The organism is Corynebacterium sp. KPL2861 (assembly GCF_040225475.1).
Classification (GTDB): Bacteria; Actinomycetota; Actinomycetes; order Mycobacteriales; family Mycobacteriaceae; genus Corynebacterium.
In genome coordinates this window covers 234,704-249,521 of sequence record NZ_JBEHFW010000002.1, presented here as the reverse complement: position 1 = coordinate 249,521, position 14,818 = coordinate 234,704, and the positions used below count along the sequence as shown (strand labels likewise).

General features: G+C 58.0%; 13 protein-coding genes, 1 tRNA gene and 1 pseudogene. 8 read left to right on the top strand and 7 right to left on the bottom strand.

The genetic code is table 11. The annotated features are described in order from the left end of the window. Positions 1 to 205 precede the first annotated feature (205 nt). The 6 genes from ABRP84_RS02770 to ABRP84_RS02745 all read left to right on the top strand — a co-directional run bounded on the left by ABRP84_RS02770 (position 206) and on the right by ABRP84_RS02745 (position 5,214). On the top strand, positions 206 to 991 hold the full coding sequence (locus tag ABRP84_RS02770) for a (Fe-S)-binding protein (RefSeq protein ID WP_349852633.1): 786 nt from the start codon (positions 206 to 208) through the stop codon (positions 989 to 991). After that, positions 991 to 2,496 (top strand): lactate utilization protein B, encoded by a 1,506-nt coding sequence (locus tag ABRP84_RS02765; protein ID WP_349852632.1) that lies wholly within the window; start codon positions 991 to 993, stop codon positions 2,494 to 2,496. The genes ABRP84_RS02770 and ABRP84_RS02765 overlap by 1 nt, the downstream gene beginning before the upstream one ends. Then, entirely contained in the window at positions 2,493 to 3,113 is a 621-nt protein-coding gene (locus ABRP84_RS02760; RefSeq protein ID WP_349852631.1) for a LutC/YkgG family protein, read from the top strand. The genes ABRP84_RS02765 and ABRP84_RS02760 overlap by 4 nt, the downstream gene beginning before the upstream one ends. 111 nt (positions 3,114 to 3,224) lie before the next feature. Next, on the top strand, positions 3,225 to 4,781 hold the full coding sequence (locus tag ABRP84_RS02755; RefSeq protein WP_349852630.1) for an alpha/beta fold hydrolase: 1,557 nt from the start codon (positions 3,225 to 3,227) through the stop codon (positions 4,779 to 4,781). 53 nt (positions 4,782 to 4,834) lie between these two features. After that, positions 4,835 to 4,908, top strand: a tRNA-Arg gene (locus ABRP84_RS02750). Positions 4,909 to 5,055: 147 nt separating this feature from the next. Beyond that, entirely contained in the window at positions 5,056 to 5,214 is a 159-nt protein-coding gene (locus ABRP84_RS02745) for a hypothetical protein (RefSeq protein ID WP_023026324.1), read from the top strand. A 711-nt stretch (positions 5,215 to 5,925) separates the two neighbouring features. On the opposite strand, the pseudogene ABRP84_RS02740 reads toward ABRP84_RS02745, so the two are convergent. Together ABRP84_RS02740 and ABRP84_RS02735 are read right to left on the bottom strand one after the other, a co-directional pair. Next, positions 5,926 to 7,261: pseudogene (locus ABRP84_RS02740) on the bottom strand (IS256 family transposase). After that, a complete protein-coding gene (locus ABRP84_RS02735; protein WP_349852629.1) occupies positions 7,239 to 7,685 on the bottom strand; it encodes a Panacea domain-containing protein in 447 nt (148 codons plus the stop codon). The pseudogene ABRP84_RS02740 and the gene ABRP84_RS02735 overlap by 23 nt, the downstream one beginning before the upstream one ends. Before the next feature lie 197 nt (positions 7,686 to 7,882). Between ABRP84_RS02735 and ABRP84_RS02730 the strand changes: the two genes are divergently transcribed. Both ABRP84_RS02730 and ABRP84_RS02725 read left to right on the top strand, forming a co-directional pair. Further along, the gene (locus ABRP84_RS02730; RefSeq protein ID WP_005282349.1) at positions 7,883 to 8,782 is read left to right on the top strand and encodes an ABC transporter ATP-binding protein; all 900 of its coding nucleotides are present in this window, start codon (positions 7,883 to 7,885) and stop codon (positions 8,780 to 8,782) included. Positions 8,783 to 8,785: 3 nt separating this feature from the next. Next, positions 8,786 to 9,955: an ABC transporter permease gene (locus ABRP84_RS02725; RefSeq protein ID WP_349852628.1), complete on the top strand. Its 1,170-nt coding sequence runs from the start codon at positions 8,786 to 8,788 to the stop codon at positions 9,953 to 9,955. A 56-nt stretch (positions 9,956 to 10,011) separates the two neighbouring features. Here ABRP84_RS02725 and ABRP84_RS02720 read toward each other — a convergent pair whose 3' ends face one another. From ABRP84_RS02720 to ABRP84_RS02700, 5 genes are all read right to left on the bottom strand, one after another. Next, positions 10,012 to 10,215 (bottom strand): hypothetical protein, encoded by a 204-nt coding sequence (locus ABRP84_RS02720; protein WP_023026320.1) that lies wholly within the window; start codon positions 10,213 to 10,215, stop codon positions 10,012 to 10,014. Positions 10,216 to 10,287: 72 nt separating this feature from the next. Next, complete coding sequence (locus ABRP84_RS02715) at positions 10,288 to 10,608, bottom strand: molecular chaperone GrpE (RefSeq protein ID WP_349852627.1); 321 nt, start codon at positions 10,606 to 10,608, stop codon at positions 10,288 to 10,290. Next, a complete protein-coding gene (locus ABRP84_RS02710; RefSeq protein WP_349852626.1) occupies positions 10,595 to 11,101 on the bottom strand; it encodes a MarR family winged helix-turn-helix transcriptional regulator in 507 nt (168 codons plus the stop codon). Before ABRP84_RS02710 ends, ABRP84_RS02715 begins: the two co-directional genes overlap by 14 nt. Positions 11,102 to 11,106: 5 nt before the next feature. Beyond that, a complete protein-coding gene (locus ABRP84_RS02705) occupies positions 11,107 to 13,695 on the bottom strand; it encodes an AAA family ATPase (protein WP_349852625.1) in 2,589 nt (862 codons plus the stop codon). 5 nt (positions 13,696 to 13,700) lie between these two features. Next, positions 13,701 to 14,816 carry a metallophosphoesterase family protein gene (locus ABRP84_RS02700; RefSeq protein WP_349852624.1) on the bottom strand — a complete coding sequence of 372 codons (1,116 nt, stop codon included), beginning with the start codon at positions 14,814 to 14,816 and terminating at the stop codon, positions 13,701 to 13,703. Positions 14,817 to 14,818: the final 2 nt, after the last annotated feature.

Here is a 14,818-nt window from a genome sequence, read left to right as displayed (position 1 = left end):
ACTGCCCCGACACGTGCGAAAAGAAGCACTGGCTAACAATTCTGTGGGCGGAAATTGGCCATTTAATAGACCTCTTAGGCAAACCTATATTGCGATATATATTACAAAATATATGCTGGTAGAACGTGATTCACACTACATTTCACGTGATGAATGTGTAGGGTTAGTTACACCTCCATGACTTAAAACTAATAAGGAGCACCGTATGCGCATTGCGCTTTTTTCTACTTGCATTGGTGACACCCTTTTCCCGGACGTCCAAAAGGCGACGGCATTGGTACTCTCCCGGTTAGGTCACGAAGTTGTCCTTCCGGAAGAGCAAACCTGCTGCGGCCAGATGCACATCAACACCGGCTACCAGAAGGAAACGCTGGGGATGATCCGTTCTTATGCGGATGCCTTCGCAGATCCTTCCATTGACTACGTCGTTGCCGCCTCCGGTTCCTGCGTGGCAGCAGTCCGCGACCGTCACGAAAACATCGCGGACCGCTTCGGCACTTCCGCCGATGTCGATGGCGCGCAAAAGACCGCACAGAAGACCTACGATCTCACGGAATTTTTGGTCGATATTGAAGGCGTGACCAATGTCGGCGCTTTCTTCCCACACCGGGTGACCTACCACTCTGCCTGCCACGGCCTACGCTTCCTCAAGTTGGAAGACCGCCCCTACAAGCTTTTGCAAGAAGTCGAGGGCATCGACTTGGCACCGCTAGCCAATAGCGAAGAGTGCTGCGGCTTCGGCGGCACGTTCGCCCTGAAGAATGCGGAGGTGTCCCAGGCAATGGTCTCCGATAAAACCCGCCACATTAAGGACACCAAAGCCGAGTACGTTACCGCTGGTGACTCGTCGTGCCTGATGAATATCGGCGGCGCGCTTCACCGCCAGCGCTCCGGCATTCGCGCCCTACACATGGCTGAGATTTTGGCTTCCACCAAGGAACACCCGTGGCAGCCAGACTCCGCCGCATACTCCAAGGAGACGATGCTCTAATGGCCTCTTTCCTCGACACCACCCCACCACGCGCCCCTGAAGGCTACGGCAACCTGCGCGGCAGCAAGGCCTTCGTCCCGCTCGCGCACGTCGGGCTGAATAACGCTACCCAGCGTCACAACCTGCAGCACGCGACCACCACCATCCGCCAAAAGCGCGCTAACACCGTGCAGGAAGTGGATGACTGGGAGCTGCTCCGCAACGCTGGTTCTGCCCTCAAAGAGGACGTCACCGCCCGCATGCCGGAATTGCTCGAACAATTTGAAAAGGCAGTATCTGACCGCGGCGGCATCGTCCACTGGGCCCGCGATGCCAAAGAAGCCAACGAGATCATTGAAGGTCTCATCCGCGAAACGGGTGAAACCGACGTGGTCAAGGTTAAGTCCATGGCTACCCAGGAAATCGGCTTGAATGAGCACCTCGAAGAGGCCGGAATCCACACCCAGGAAACCGACTTGGCAGAGCTCATCGTCCAGCTTGGTGACGATATGCCATCGCACATTCTGGTGCCCGCAATTCACCGCAACCGCGCGGAAATTCGCGATATCTTCGTCGATAAGATGCCCAATACCGATGACTCGCTGAAGGCTGAGCCCGCCGAGTTGGCCGAGGCATCCCGCCAGTTCCTGCGCCAGCAGTTCATGAAGGCCAAGGTCGCCATTTCCGGCGCCAACTTCGGTGTGGCAGAAACCGGCACGGTTAACGTAGTGGAATCTGAGGGCAATGGCCGCATGTGCGTGACGTTGCCGGAAACGCTGATTACCGTCATGGGCATCGAAAAGCTCGTGCCTACCTTCCAGGACCTGGAAGTCTTCCTGCAGCTGCTGCCTCGTTCCTCCACCGCGGAGCGCATGAACCCGTATACCTCCATGTGGTCCGGTGTGACAGAGGGCGATGGCCCGCAGAACTTCCACATCGTCTTGCTGGATAACGGACGCACCGCAGCGCTGTCTTCGCCCGTTGGGCACCAGGCACTGAAGTGCATCCGTTGCTCGGCCTGCCTCAATGTCTGCCCGGTCTATGAGCGCGCCGGCGGACACGCCTACGGTTCCGTGTACCCGGGCCCCATCGGTATCTCGCTGACCCCGCAGCTAACTGGCATGAAGGACCACAACGATCCATCGGCTAGCCTGCCGTATGCCTGCTCACTGTGCGGGCGCTGCGACGATGTGTGCCCGGTGAAAATTCCGCTTTCCGATGTCATCTTGGAAAACCGCCATCAGAAGGTCACCCACGCTGCCTCCCCGATCGAGCCGAAGCTTTTCAAGACGGTGCAGCTGCTCTGGGACAACCCGAAGATGTGGGATAAGGTCACCCACCTCGTGGCGCTTGGCCGCGTGATGGGCGGATTCAACGGCACCATCGAGTCGCTGCCGCTGTTCATGTCCGGTTGGTCCGATGGCCGCGATACCGCGATTCCACCGAAGAAATCCTTCCGTCAGTGGTTCGACTCCGAAGAAGGCAAAGAGCTGCTATCTAATGCCCGTAAGGAGGGCTCCAAGTGAGCGCGAAGCAAGACATCTTAAACCGCATTCGTTCGGCGCAGAAGCAGGCCGGGCTCCCAGATCACGTCGATGTGCCGCGCGATTACCAGCGCGAAGGCACACTGAACGATGATGAGCTGCGCGAGATGCTGGTCGATCGCCTCGAGGATTACAAGGCGGAAGTCCACGTCACGGAGGAAAGCGATCTCAAAAAGACGCTGGATACCATCGTCAACGATCGCAACTGTAAGGACATCCGCTACGCCCCGGGCATGAATGCCGATCTTTTTGATGGCCTTTCGGCCCGCCCGGACGACGAGGACGCGGATCCGCGCGAGCTTGACGATGCCGATGCCGTTGTCACCGAATCCCTCGTGTCCTCCGCACAGACCGGCACCATCGTGCTGCAGTCCGATTCCCGCTGCGGCCGCCGGGCGCTGACGCTGGTACCGGACCGTCACATCTGCATCGTCCGCCGCGACGAGGTTGTCTACGGCATCCCCGAGGTCATCTCCCGGATGAACCCAGACAAGCCCGCCACGTGGATTTCTGGCCCTTCTGCGACCTCCGATATCGAGCTCTCGCGTGTCGAGGGCGTGCACGGCCCGCGCGATCTCATCGTGATTATTGTGAAGTAGCGAGGCTGGGGTGCCGAGTTAGGGCACCCGCCACGTGGAAATTCCTGCCACGAACCTGAAAGAAGCATAAGCTAACTCTGACAAACGTTATAGGAGTCGGAGCTTTAGCTTATGCTTTCTTTTTCTCGAAAAATTTCTACCGTAGTGTGCGCTAGCGTCCTCGCACTGGGAGTAGCAGCCCCCACCGCCGCCGCGGCGGATCCAGAAATCACCTGGGAGGATTGCCCCGCACAGGTCAACCTGGATGGCGCCGAGTGCGGCCGGATAGAGGTACCTACCTTTTACGATAACCCTGAGGCCGGCACCATTAGCGTTGGTTTTGTTCGCGTACCTGCGACACAACCAGACGCGCGCCGCGGCGCGCTCTTTACCAACCCAGGCGGCCCAGGCGGTGACGCCTATTCTTGGGCCAGCAACGATGCCGTCGAATGGCCCGAAGAAATTCGCAACGAATGGGATCTGATTGGCGTCCAGCCGCGCGGGCTGCCCGGTTCCACCCCGGTGGACTGCGCTGCCACCCCGAATTTCAATCCCATCGAGGCCACCACACAGATTGGCAAAGCCACCCGAGATGCCTGTGAGCAGAACACCCCTGGCTATACCAACTCTTTGACCACCGCCAATACCGCCCAAGACTGGGAGATGGTGCGCCAAGCGCTGGGAGAGGACGTCATCGATATCGCCGGCATTTCCTACGGCACCTATCTTGGTTCCGCCTACGCCACCAAGTATCCGCAGCACACGGGCAAGGTGCTGCTCGATTCCGGCATGAGCCCGCAACTGGCATGGAACGGCATCTTCACCTCGCAGCAACAAGGGTATGAAAATGCGCTGCACGATCTTTTCCAGTTCATTGCGGATAATGACGCCACCTACCACTTGGGCACTACTCCGCTCCAGGTCTATGAAAAGTGGTCGCAGAAAGTCGCCATGGAAGCCGGCGCCCGCCCCACGGTCTTGCCACCGGACGTGAAAATCGGTGACCTTCCCCCAGGGCTCGAGTTCGCCGGCCAACCGGGCGCGGATATCATGACCGCCACGGGTGAGCTGCGCGTGCAGGCAGAATTCCTCGCCGACAAGGCACTTAACCCACAGGCAGACCAGCGAGCATCGGTGACTTTGGGCAAGACCCGCGAGGTCGTTCCCATGCCTGCGCACTGGGATGACTTTGCCAAGCACTTAAACGGCAGTAAGCCATTCAATGTCGTCGACGATCCGGAGCTTGCCCGCGCGGTGCAACAGCAAGTTATCCAGATGATGAATATGCAGAATCTCATCGTCTGCAACGAGAACACCGTCGCCGGTAACCCGTGGCTCTTCCCCACCTACCTGTGGTCCAACTTTGTCACCGGCGATATTTTCTCCCTGGTTAATTCCATGTATGGATCTGGCGCCGGCTGCGGCGGCCGCGAACCCGTTACCGGCGGGGCACCACTCGATGGCTCGCACCTTGCCACCAAGCCCCTGCAACTCCAAGGCACGGGCGATCCGCAGACCCCGTACCAGTACCACACTGCGCTCTCTCAGCCCATGCAATCGCGCGTCGTCACCGTCCACGGCCCCGGCCACGGGCACTTTGCGCTGGGTAATAAGGCTGTCGATGAGATTGGCGTGCACTATCTGCGCACCGGTGAGGTAATCACCGCCGACGCACCGGGCCTGATTTAGTTCCCGGGCGGGCGATGCGCTAGAATCACATCGTTGGGAATTTTCCCAGCGATGTCTCCGTAGCTCAGCGGATTAGAGCATCGGTTTCCGGTACCGAAGGTCGCAGGTTCGATCCCTGTCGGGGACACAAAATTTTTAACCCCCTCGCTTTTGCAAGCGAGGGGGTTCACTATGCGCCCAGTTTTCGGATTGAGTAGCCACCGAGGGTTCAGGAAGCCCAAACCATCCTGAACCGCCGGGCTACCCCTCCAATTCTAAACGAAAGGATAAAACCATGACCTCCCGAACTCTCTATCTCATCGCCCTGGCCCTACTGGCCATGTCTCTAATTATCAGCTTCATCAACGGGTTCGCTATCTCCAGCACCATCCTCACCGGCGTGGCGGTGGCTACACTTGGCTGTGCCACTTACAAGAAAGTATGGAAGAAATAAGCCGGACTAGGGCCAAGGCGTGGCAGACGTCGCCGCCTAGCTCGCTAGAGCTTATCGCGCCAAGGATCTCGCGGAATACTTCTTTGCTTTTACGCAAAAACTTCGTCTACCGGTCGAGCCCGAAGGTCAAAGTCGCGGGCTCCGCTTTAATGTGAGTAAAGATCCCCATATTTAGTCTCTATCCATAGAACGTAGAAAATTCCACCGTCTTTCCAGCCAACGAATGGAAGGTTCTCTTGGTGCCGGAACACGCGGAATTTGGTTAGCTCTTGGAACTGCCTAGGGATTTGAGCTTTGATTTCGTTTTTTGGGATAAATTCCGAGCCGAGCCCGTGCCTGTGGTGATTAACGAGATCTCTCCAAGAAATTAGTGAGCGTTTGTGCCATTTGTCGAGGAACTCGCGGCGCATCCTATCGGTCATTTGCCCGAATCCCCATCCGCTCTGCAGAAACCTAGTGGACAGGAGCGGGTATTCGTTTGATGCCGCTCGTATTGCGCTCAAGACGCCTGTATCTGCACCACTGTAATTCTTCGAAACCGGGCGCGTGCCACGTCTCTTACTCTTCTTTGCCATACCTAGTTGAAGTATTCTTTGAGGTCGGCATCAGAAATCTCAAGCCCCCGTTTTTCTTCAACGAAGTTTTTCTTCCAAGGTGACTCCGTGTGGGTTTTATTAGAGCGTGTCAAGTTGTTTGTGTGTGGGGCTAGGTTTATAGGTATTTGTCGAAGCGGTCGGGAAAGGCCACGGCCATTTGGTTGATGGCTTGTTTCCAGCCGGAAACTCGGGCTCCTTCCATGAGTCTGCCGGCTGTTGCGGAGACTCTTTTGCCTTGTTTCGCTCTCTTGGCGGCTCGTTTGTCTTCAATGTTGCAGATCATCAACCACAGCGTCTTGAGCGCGGATTCATCGTTAGTGAACTGCACCCTGTTGCGAGTAGCTTTACGCAGCTGGTTGTTAAACGACTCAATGGAATTCGTCGTATAGATGACCTTCCTTGCTGCTGGCGGGAACTGCAAAAATGGCACGAATCTATCCCATGCATCCTGCCAGACCTTGACCGACTGAGGATACTTCACACCCAGTTCAGAATCGGAAAATTCCTTCAACGCTGCTTCTGCCGTGGATTCATCAGTAGCCGTATAAACCTTCTTCAACGCGGCTGATACGCCCCGGCGATCCCCATAGGCCACCCACCGATTCGCGGCACGAATCAGGTGCACGATGCAGGTTTGTACCATAGAGTTCGGCCAGGTAGCCTCCACTGCCTCTGGTAGGCCTTTCAGCCCGTCACAGCAGACAATAAAGACGTCTTTGACTCCACGATTGGCCAGGTTAGAGCACACCTGCGCCCAAAAGGAAGCACCTTCTTCTTTGGCAATCCACAATCCCAGGATGTGCTTAATACCGTCGAGGTCTACACCGATTGCCATGTACGCAGACTTGTTAACTACCCGGCCGCCGTCGCGGACTTTAATGCGCAACGCATCCAGGAAAATGACTGGGTAGAATTCTTCTAGCTGGCGGTTTTGCCACACCATGACCTCATCGAGGACGGCATCAGTTACTGCAGAAATCGTCTCATGGGAGATATCAACCCGCATCGCAGTTGCCATATGGTGCTGGATATCCCGAATGGTCATCCCACCGGCATATAAGCTGACAATCATATCGTCAACATCTGTCAGCCGCCTAGAGCCTTTGAGGGGCCATGGTTGGGATAAACGTCCCGGCCCGGTCTCGTGGAACATCAATGTTTACTGGCCCGTAGTTAGAATCCACGGTTTTCGGGTAGGTGCCGTTGCGGTGATTATCCGTTCCAGCAGTAGCTTTAGCTGCTCTATCGCCGGGCTCATAGCCTAGGTGGGCATCCATTTCAGCATTCAAACCCCGGGTAATTGAGGCTTGTAACATGCCCCGAACTAGGTCATTGGCATCCGTGGTAGACGTGCCTAGGTCATCAATCAGTTTCGCGATTTCAGGGTTAGCAAGCAGCTTCTTTTCAATCGCATCAATCTTGGCCTTATCAGCCGGATCTCGTCTCGCCATAGTAGTCATTCTGGTCCATCTCCTTATGCGGGTTAGGTTCCCACACACAAACCATTAGACACTCTCTTTTATTACGTAAAGCCCACGCTGAATAGGGGCCATACTTATTCCATACGTCAATCAGGGTATCTTCTACAGGCCGATAATCATCCCAATTGAAGTCATCAGAAATAAAAGTATCGGGGTCGATCGGGCTCTTACCGTACTTTTTAAGTTCGCGGTAGATGTCTACAACGACAGGTCCGTGGGCCCATGCTTCCATCCGTTCATTGAAGAGCGGCACCCCTCCGGAGGCTCGCATGTAAAGGCCCTTTGCGTAGTAAAGAAGCTTTTGAATTTTCAGCGGTGTGAGCTCGGCTTCTTCGGTTTCTTCAGCCCAAGCTACGAGCCATTCTGCGATTTGATGAGCAGTGTATTGCTTCATTGTGCACCTCCTTCCTGCTTGTTTTAAACGCTACAGCACGTGGAGAGCACTTTCTATTCCTACCTACTCGGTGGGGGCTTGACCCATGCAACCTGACTTTCAATGGATTCCATAGCCAAACTGTTAGGTTTATGAAATACTAAGGTATCTAGAACCACGAAAGTTATGCAGTATAGGCGCGCCATGGAGGATATCCCTTGCCCACCTTAGAAATCGACCATCTCAATAAATCTTTCGGCAGCGTCCGCGCGCTGCGGGATATGACCTTTAGCGTGCAGGAGGGCGAGATCTTCGGCTTCGTCGGTTCCAATGGTGCGGGCAAGTCCACCACCATGCGCATCGCGCTGGGCGTGCTCGCGAAAGACTCCGGCGAAGTTTATTTCGATGGCTCCCCCATTAATGACGATAACCGCCGCCGCATTGGCTATATGCCAGAAGAGCGCGGGCTCTACGGCAAGGAACCGCTGCTTAGCCAGCTGACGTTCCTGGGCACCCTGCACGGCATGAACAAGCAGGCCGCCCAGAAATCCGGCTCGGAGCTGCTGGAACAGCTAGGGCTGGGAGAGCGCCAGGACGACAAGCTCGATGACTTGTCCTTGGGCAACCAGCAGCGAGTGCAGCTAGCCGCCTCCCTCATCCATGACCCCGATATGTTGATTCTGGATGAGCCCTTTTCCGGCTTGGACCCCGTTGCGGTCAATGTCATGTCTGACATGCTGCGCGAGCGCGCCGCCCGCGGTGTGCCGGTCATCTTTTCCTCCCACCAACTGGACTTGGTGCAGCGCCTGTGCGATCACGTGGGCATCGTCACGCAAGGCCGCATGGTGGCAGAAGGCACGGTAGATGAGCTGCGCACCCAAGGCGCCTCGCGCTATGCGGTGGAAACCCCTGCTCGCGGTTGGTACCCGGAGGGCACCCACCTCGTGGAGGAAACTGACCAGGGCGTGGTGCTCGAAGCCGATGACGGCACCGATGACCAAGCCATCTTGCGCGCTGCCATGGCCGCTGGCCCTGTCCACTCCTTCGGCCTCAAGGTCCCCGACCTTACCGAGCTTTTCCAAGACGTCGTCACCAGCACCACCACCGAGGAGGCCTAGCCCATGCAGTATTCGGCAATGAAGACCATAGGGACCGTCGCCAAGCGCGAAATGGCGGTTGCCCTTAAGACCAAATCCGTTGTCATCATGATGCTGCTGCTTATCATTGGTGCCATCGCCACCCCCATTATCATTGACTTGCTCTCCGGTGGTGACGATGAACCAGATTCCGTCGCCGTGGTGGGCATGGAGGCAGACGCATTCGCTGATTCCGGACTGGAGACGCAGGCCACAGATGACCGGGATAGCGCGGTGCAGCTTATCGATGACGGCGACGTCGACGCCGCGCTCGTGCCCACCGACGACGAGGGGTGGGAGCTTTTGGCCAATGGCACCGTCTCCGCCACGATCTCCTCTACGGTCGATCAAGTGGTTGCGGCGCAGGCACAGGCAGAAGCCTTGAATACGCTGAATATTGATCCCCAAGAGCTTGCCGCCGCCACCCCATCAGCCGAAGTGACCGCGGTTGATCTGGAGGCCGATGAGACCTCCGAAGAAGCGATGGGGCATGTTGCCATCGTCCTTATCGCCTCAATGGTGGTGGTCTTTTCCATCATGACCTTCGCAGGGCTCATCGGTGGGCGCGTTACAGAAGAGAAGTCTTCGCGCGTGGTCGAAATCATCCTTTCCACGGTGCGCCCGGTGGATTTCCTGGCCGGCAAGGTCATTGGCAATACCATCATCGGGCTGCTCGGCACCTTCCTCATCCTGGCCGGCGGCGTGGCCTCCCTGGCATTTACTGGCGCAGCGAGCGAAATCCAACTCGATTATGGCCTCATCGCTGCCCTGCTCGTCGGGGAAATCCTCGGCCTCTTGTTCTTCGGCAGCCTCTATGCCGCAGCTGGCTCCATGGTGCAGCGCACCGAGGATCTGCAATCGACGCAGATGCCCATCCTGCTCCTCGTCTTTGCCACCATGTATATCACCATGTTTGGCTGGACGAACTTGGATGCCACCTGGATGCAGGTCATGGGCTGGGTGCCGCCGGTCTCCATGTTGGTTGCTCCCCTCCAAGTTGCTAGCGGAAATATGAGCTGGCTGGGCTTGGCAGGCAGCTACGCGGTCCTCGCAGTAGTCACCGCGCTGATCCTCATCGTTGTCGCGCACATCTACCGCCGCGCCATCTTGAATAATGGCAAGAAGATGACCTGGCGCCAGGTGCTCAAGAAATAAAAATAAATCCGGCCTCCCGCTTTCCTAGGGAGGCCGGATTTTTCTACTGCGCAGAATTACTCAACGATGAATTCGTTGGTGATCGGCTGGGTGATATCCAACGTGCCGTGCTCGATGTAGTACATGCCAAAGAACATGGCACCGAGCAGCACTAGGGCCAGCAGCATGCAAGGAATCCACTGGACAAAAACGGAAACCCAGCCCTCAGATTGCTGGCGGGCCGCCGCCTCGCGTTGTTCTTGAGCCTCGCGCTCGTTCATAATGATAAAACCTCTCGCTTCACCGAAGATTAACTAAAAGTATCTTAACAGTTTATGGTCTCCGCGGTGGCATTAGATCCCTGGATCTTCGTCATTTAATAAAGCCTCAAGGAATGCCTCGCGGTCCGCGAACATTTTCTCGATATCCTCTTCCGCGCCCACGATCCAGGCATCGGCATCCTCATCAAAGGTCACCGCAGAATCGGGATAGGTTTCCAGGGCTTCCTCCATCGCGGCAACCTGATCGGCATCGACACGGTCCTCAGCAAAAGCCTCTGGATCACCAATGCGCTGGCCCAGCTCACCCAAGGCCGTCAAGCCATACGTTTTATGCTGCTTTTTAGGGTGCTCGAAAAGTTCTTGTCCCATCATGGCGGTATTATTTTCCTCCATTTAATAAAGAATCCGGGACAAATCCCGAATAGCCGGGGATATTATTGACCTGCAATACCCCATGGAAAAAGCGCTTGAGCGCGGGGACGTCATCCTCATGGAGGTGGTCGAATACCAAGCGGCGGACGGATTCCACGTGCTCGGGGGCCGCGCGCTCGAGGTGGTGGAGCCCAGCCTCCGTGATGTGCACGTTGACCCCGCGGCCATCATCAGTGGTCTTTTCTTTGACCAAGAGCCCACGCTTTTCCATGCGGATGACCTGGTGGGAGGCGCGCGAGCGATCCCAAGCCAGTTCCGTGCACAGATCGCGCAGTCGCAGGTGCTGATCTGGGGCTTCCGAAAGGGATACCAAGACTGCGAATTCGGACACGGAGATCTCCCCGCCCGCCTTAAGGGTCTCGTCCATGCCCCTATCTATCTTGCGGGTCGCAGCCAATAATAGGCGCCATAGCTCCTGTTCATCATCGTTTAACCAGCGGGTTTGTTCAGACATAAAGACTAGATTACCCCCTTCAGCATGGCGATGTCGCGCTCGCTACGCCCAGGCACCCGCGAATAGCGCTGCGGCATGCAGGTAAAGACCAAAACTTGGTTGTCGCGGCCTACCTGTGAGAACAGGGTGGACATCAGTTGCAGGCGGTGGGCGTCGGTGGAGCCCAGCGCGTCATCGACGATGACCGGCACGGATTCCTCCCCTGCCACCAAGCGCGCTATGGCAAAGCGGGTAAGGATGGCCAGCTGCTCGCGCGCGCCGCCGGACAGGCTGGTCATGGCCACCGTTTCATTATCGCGGGTGCGCGCAGTGACGGAAAGGTCATCTGCCAGTTCAAAGCTGATGTCCCCGCCGTAGATGGTGCGGGCCAGCTGGGCGAGTGCCGCCACGAAGGGCTCGGCATAGCGCTGGCGCGCGGCATCGCGGTGTTTGAGTAGCAGCTCTCGCAGGTAGCGCGCCGCCAGCGCGCGCTTTTCCACGCTTTCTAGCACCGCCTGAGCCATCTCCGCTTCCGCTTGTGCCTGCTGCTCGCGCTCTGCCGCGCCGGAGTGATAATTAATTTCGCTCGACAACTTGCCCAGCTCCACCTTGGTATCTTGCACCTGGTTCTGCAGGTACTCCAGGTGCGATTGCGCGCCCTCCACCAAGCTCTGAGCGGTGGCCAGGTCCACGGCCTCCATCTCAGAAAGCTGTTCCTGCAACCTGGCTACCAGCGCACCCAGCCGCTCCGCTTCTTCTTCCAACCCGGCATCGGAGGTTTTCTCCCGCGCTTCGGCCAGCTCGCGCTCGGCGCGCTCCGCCTTCTCGGTGGCGGCCTCGAGCTCGGCTTCCAGGCGCACCACGTCGTGGGCGATGCGGCTATCGCGGAAGGGAATAAGCTCGCGGTCGAGGGCATCGACAAGCTCGCGCGCCTCTTCCTCCGCCTCCTCCGCAGCGGATAAATCCTTGGCTGGGGCATCATCGAGCCCGGCAACCTTCTCCTTGAGCGCCGCGTGTTGGGCGCGCAATTCACCTAAATCATCCGGCCCCAACTCGCCCTCGAGCTTGCGCGTTGCCACATCCAAGGCGGCATTCTGCTCGCCGTGCACCTTGTGCAGGTTCTCTGCGGCGGCGATGGATGCCACGCCGGTGGCATCGAAAAGCTCCTGCAGGCGCGCCTCCGTCTGATCCACCTCGCGCTGGGTCTTATCGGAAGAGTACGCGCCAGCCACAAAGCGGGCGGTGATATCGCCGATGGTGATTTCGCGGCCATCGACAAGCTCAATTGCGGGCTGCTTGCCGATGTCCACCCGATTCCCATCAACTCCAATCTCCGCGCCCTCCGGACCGGAAAATTCCACCTTAGCGGCGGTGGCATCATGCAGGCGCTTGGCTAGCGACAGATCGGCGTCAGCCTTGCGGAGTTCCTCGACATCCGCGGCGGTCATCTCGCGCCCGCGCTGGGCGATTTCCGCTTGGGCCTTCTCCACACCACGTGCCAGTTCCTCCACCTTGAGCAGGCGCTTATCCAGGCGCTGGAAGGTCTCCTTGTCCTGATAAGCCCGCGCCAGCTTGAGCGTTGTGCGCGCGGTGGCGTAGTCCTCTTTGGCGGTGGCCAGCTTCTTTTCCACCGCCTCTTTCTTCTCGTTTTCCTCCGCGGCCTTCTCGCGGGCGGTCGCAAGCTTATCCGCAGCGCTCGACTTTGCGGTGCCTGAGGTGTCGAGTGCCTCGGCCAATTCCCGGCGCTTAGATTGCGCGTCCTTAGCGCGTTGGAAATCCTCCTTGGCGCGGGTGAGCTCGGCCTTGTGCGCATCCACCTGGTGCTGGGCCTGCACGGCTTCGTCCGCGGCGGCTTGTTTCTCGGCGAGGTCCTGGCGAGCCGCGGGTAGCTGCGCTTCGGCTTCTTCTTGCTGGCGTTCCAGGTGCTCGTAGCGCTCCACCACGGAATCGAGCCCGCGCACCGCAGCGGAAGCTTCCTCCAACTCCTGCTCGGCACGCTCCACAGTCTCCTGGGCCTTTTTATACTCGCCGGCTGCCTTGCCCGTCTTTTCGGTGTAGTAGCGCTTGTATTCCTTATCTACCTTGCCCAAAAGCTGGGAATCATCGCCGGATACCTCGTCCTCTGCCAGGCCGGACTCCTGCTCGAGGGCCTGCGTCAGCGACGGGATGCCCACCGCAGAGATGGCGTCATTGGAGTCATCCTGGCGCATAAAGAGGACATCGAGAAGCTGGCGATCCATGTTCTCGCTTAAGATCCGTTCCAGCTCATCATCGGCTTGGCGGCCGGTATACTGCGCGTGGCGCGGGGACGATATGGCCAGCTCGCAGTACTTCTTCTGCAACCAGCGCTTGGCAATGCGAAATCGGTACTGCCCTACCGAAATATCCGCGATGACCTCCGGCGAGACGTCCTTGCCCACCGGCTGCAGGTCCCGGATGCCGCTGGGGCGCGCCGTGTGCTTTTCCGTCAGTACCACATCGAGGGCCTCCACGATGGTGGATTTACCGGCCTCGTTCTCGCCGTGGATGACCACCACCCCGGTTTCTGGAAGGTCATCTAAAACCAGGTGCTCGATGCCGCGGACGTTTTTAATCTCTAAGCTGTGGATGCGCATGTGGTTTATCCCTCCAGGCGAAATAGCAGGTTGGCGGCGTCGCGGGCCACCGGATCCTCACGGTTTTCCAGCAGCTCTTGCAGGGCGTCGGCGGCATAGCCGGAAATGTCCAGGTTGGCTAGTTCGTCTTCGCTCGGTTCCAAGAACAGATCCATGGTCCGCTCGCGCGGGCGCAGCGAGGCAAAGACCGCCTCCAACTCATCCAGCCCGCGCTGCAGCCGGGCGTGCGCCGCCATGCCAAGGGTCCCCTGCAGACTATATTTAATCGCGGTGCGCACTTTATCCGGGTACTCCTCCAGGCTGCGCAGGAAGCGCTCGACGTCCTCGGTGAAATTGACGGAGGCATCGAGGGCTTCAAACGTCCAGCGCCCGATGCTGCGCTTGTCGATGTCTATATCCTCCCCCTCAATCCTTACCACCAGCGCATTCCCGGAATCGGCCTCGCCGCCACCGGTGGAACATTCCTTAAAGTCCGTGGTCTCCGGGCTGCCGGAGAACCAGACGCGGCCGGTCTTTCCCAGGCTGGCCGTCGAGTGGGTATCGCCCAGCGCCAAATAATCGATCACCCCGCGCTCGAGGCACTGCTCTACGAATTCCAAGTCGATGGTATCGGCATCTCCCCCGCTAGTACGCGAATCCACCTGGCCATGGCCCACGGCAATCCGGATTCCTTCCGTGGGTTCGAGCGGCTCCAAGGACTGGCGCACCAAATCGTGGTTGGCGCGCTTGGACAGGTACGGCGCCCCCACCAATTCCACGCCCTTGCCCACCGCGATGGGCTCTGAATCCGCGATGACGTGCACGTTATCCGCGCTAGTGCGATAAAATACCGAGTCCGCGACCAGCGGATCGTGGTTTCCCGGCAGCACATACACCGGCACGGGCAAGCGTTTAAACATTTCGGTGGCGCGCGCCAAGATTTCCCGGGAAAGCGCATTGTGTTCAAATACATCGCCCGCCACCACGATGAACTGCGCGCCAACCTCCTCCGCCAGCTGGCCTAGGTGCATGATGGCGGACTCGCGGTCATCGTTAAAACGACCTTGCGCCTCCCCCTTTAAGAACCAGCGGGTCATTCCCAGCTGAAAGTCGGACGTGTGGATAAAGGTCGTTGCAGTCATAA

Coding starts and splice junctions, on each gene's coding strand:
- ABRP84_RS02770 (WP_349852633.1), top strand. CDS start 206: ATGCGCATTGCGCTTTTTTCTACTTGCATTGGTGACACCCTTTTCCCG.
- ABRP84_RS02765 (WP_349852632.1), top strand. CDS start 991: ATGGCCTCTTTCCTCGACACCACCCCACCACGCGCCCCTGAAGGCTAC.
- ABRP84_RS02755 (WP_349852630.1), top strand. CDS start 3,225: ATGCTTTCTTTTTCTCGAAAAATTTCTACCGTAGTGTGCGCTAGCGTC.
- ABRP84_RS02745 (WP_023026324.1), top strand. CDS start 5,056: ATGACCTCCCGAACTCTCTATCTCATCGCCCTGGCCCTACTGGCCATG.
- ABRP84_RS02735 (WP_349852629.1), bottom strand. CDS start 7,685: ATGAAGCAATACACTGCTCATCAAATCGCAGAATGGCTCGTAGCTTGG.
- ABRP84_RS02725 (WP_349852628.1), top strand. CDS start 8,786: ATGCAGTATTCGGCAATGAAGACCATAGGGACCGTCGCCAAGCGCGAA.
- ABRP84_RS02720 (WP_023026320.1), bottom strand. CDS start 10,215: ATGAACGAGCGCGAGGCTCAAGAACAACGCGAGGCGGCGGCCCGCCAG.
- ABRP84_RS02715 (WP_349852627.1), bottom strand. CDS start 10,608: ATGGAGGAAAATAATACCGCCATGATGGGACAAGAACTTTTCGAGCAC.
- ABRP84_RS02710 (WP_349852626.1), bottom strand. CDS start 11,101: ATGTCTGAACAAACCCGCTGGTTAAACGATGATGAACAGGAGCTATGG.
- ABRP84_RS02705 (WP_349852625.1), bottom strand. CDS start 13,695: ATGCGCATCCACAGCTTAGAGATTAAAAACGTCCGCGGCATCGAGCAC.
- ABRP84_RS02700 (WP_349852624.1), bottom strand. CDS start 14,816: ATGACTGCAACGACCTTTATCCACACGTCCGACTTTCAGCTGGGAATG.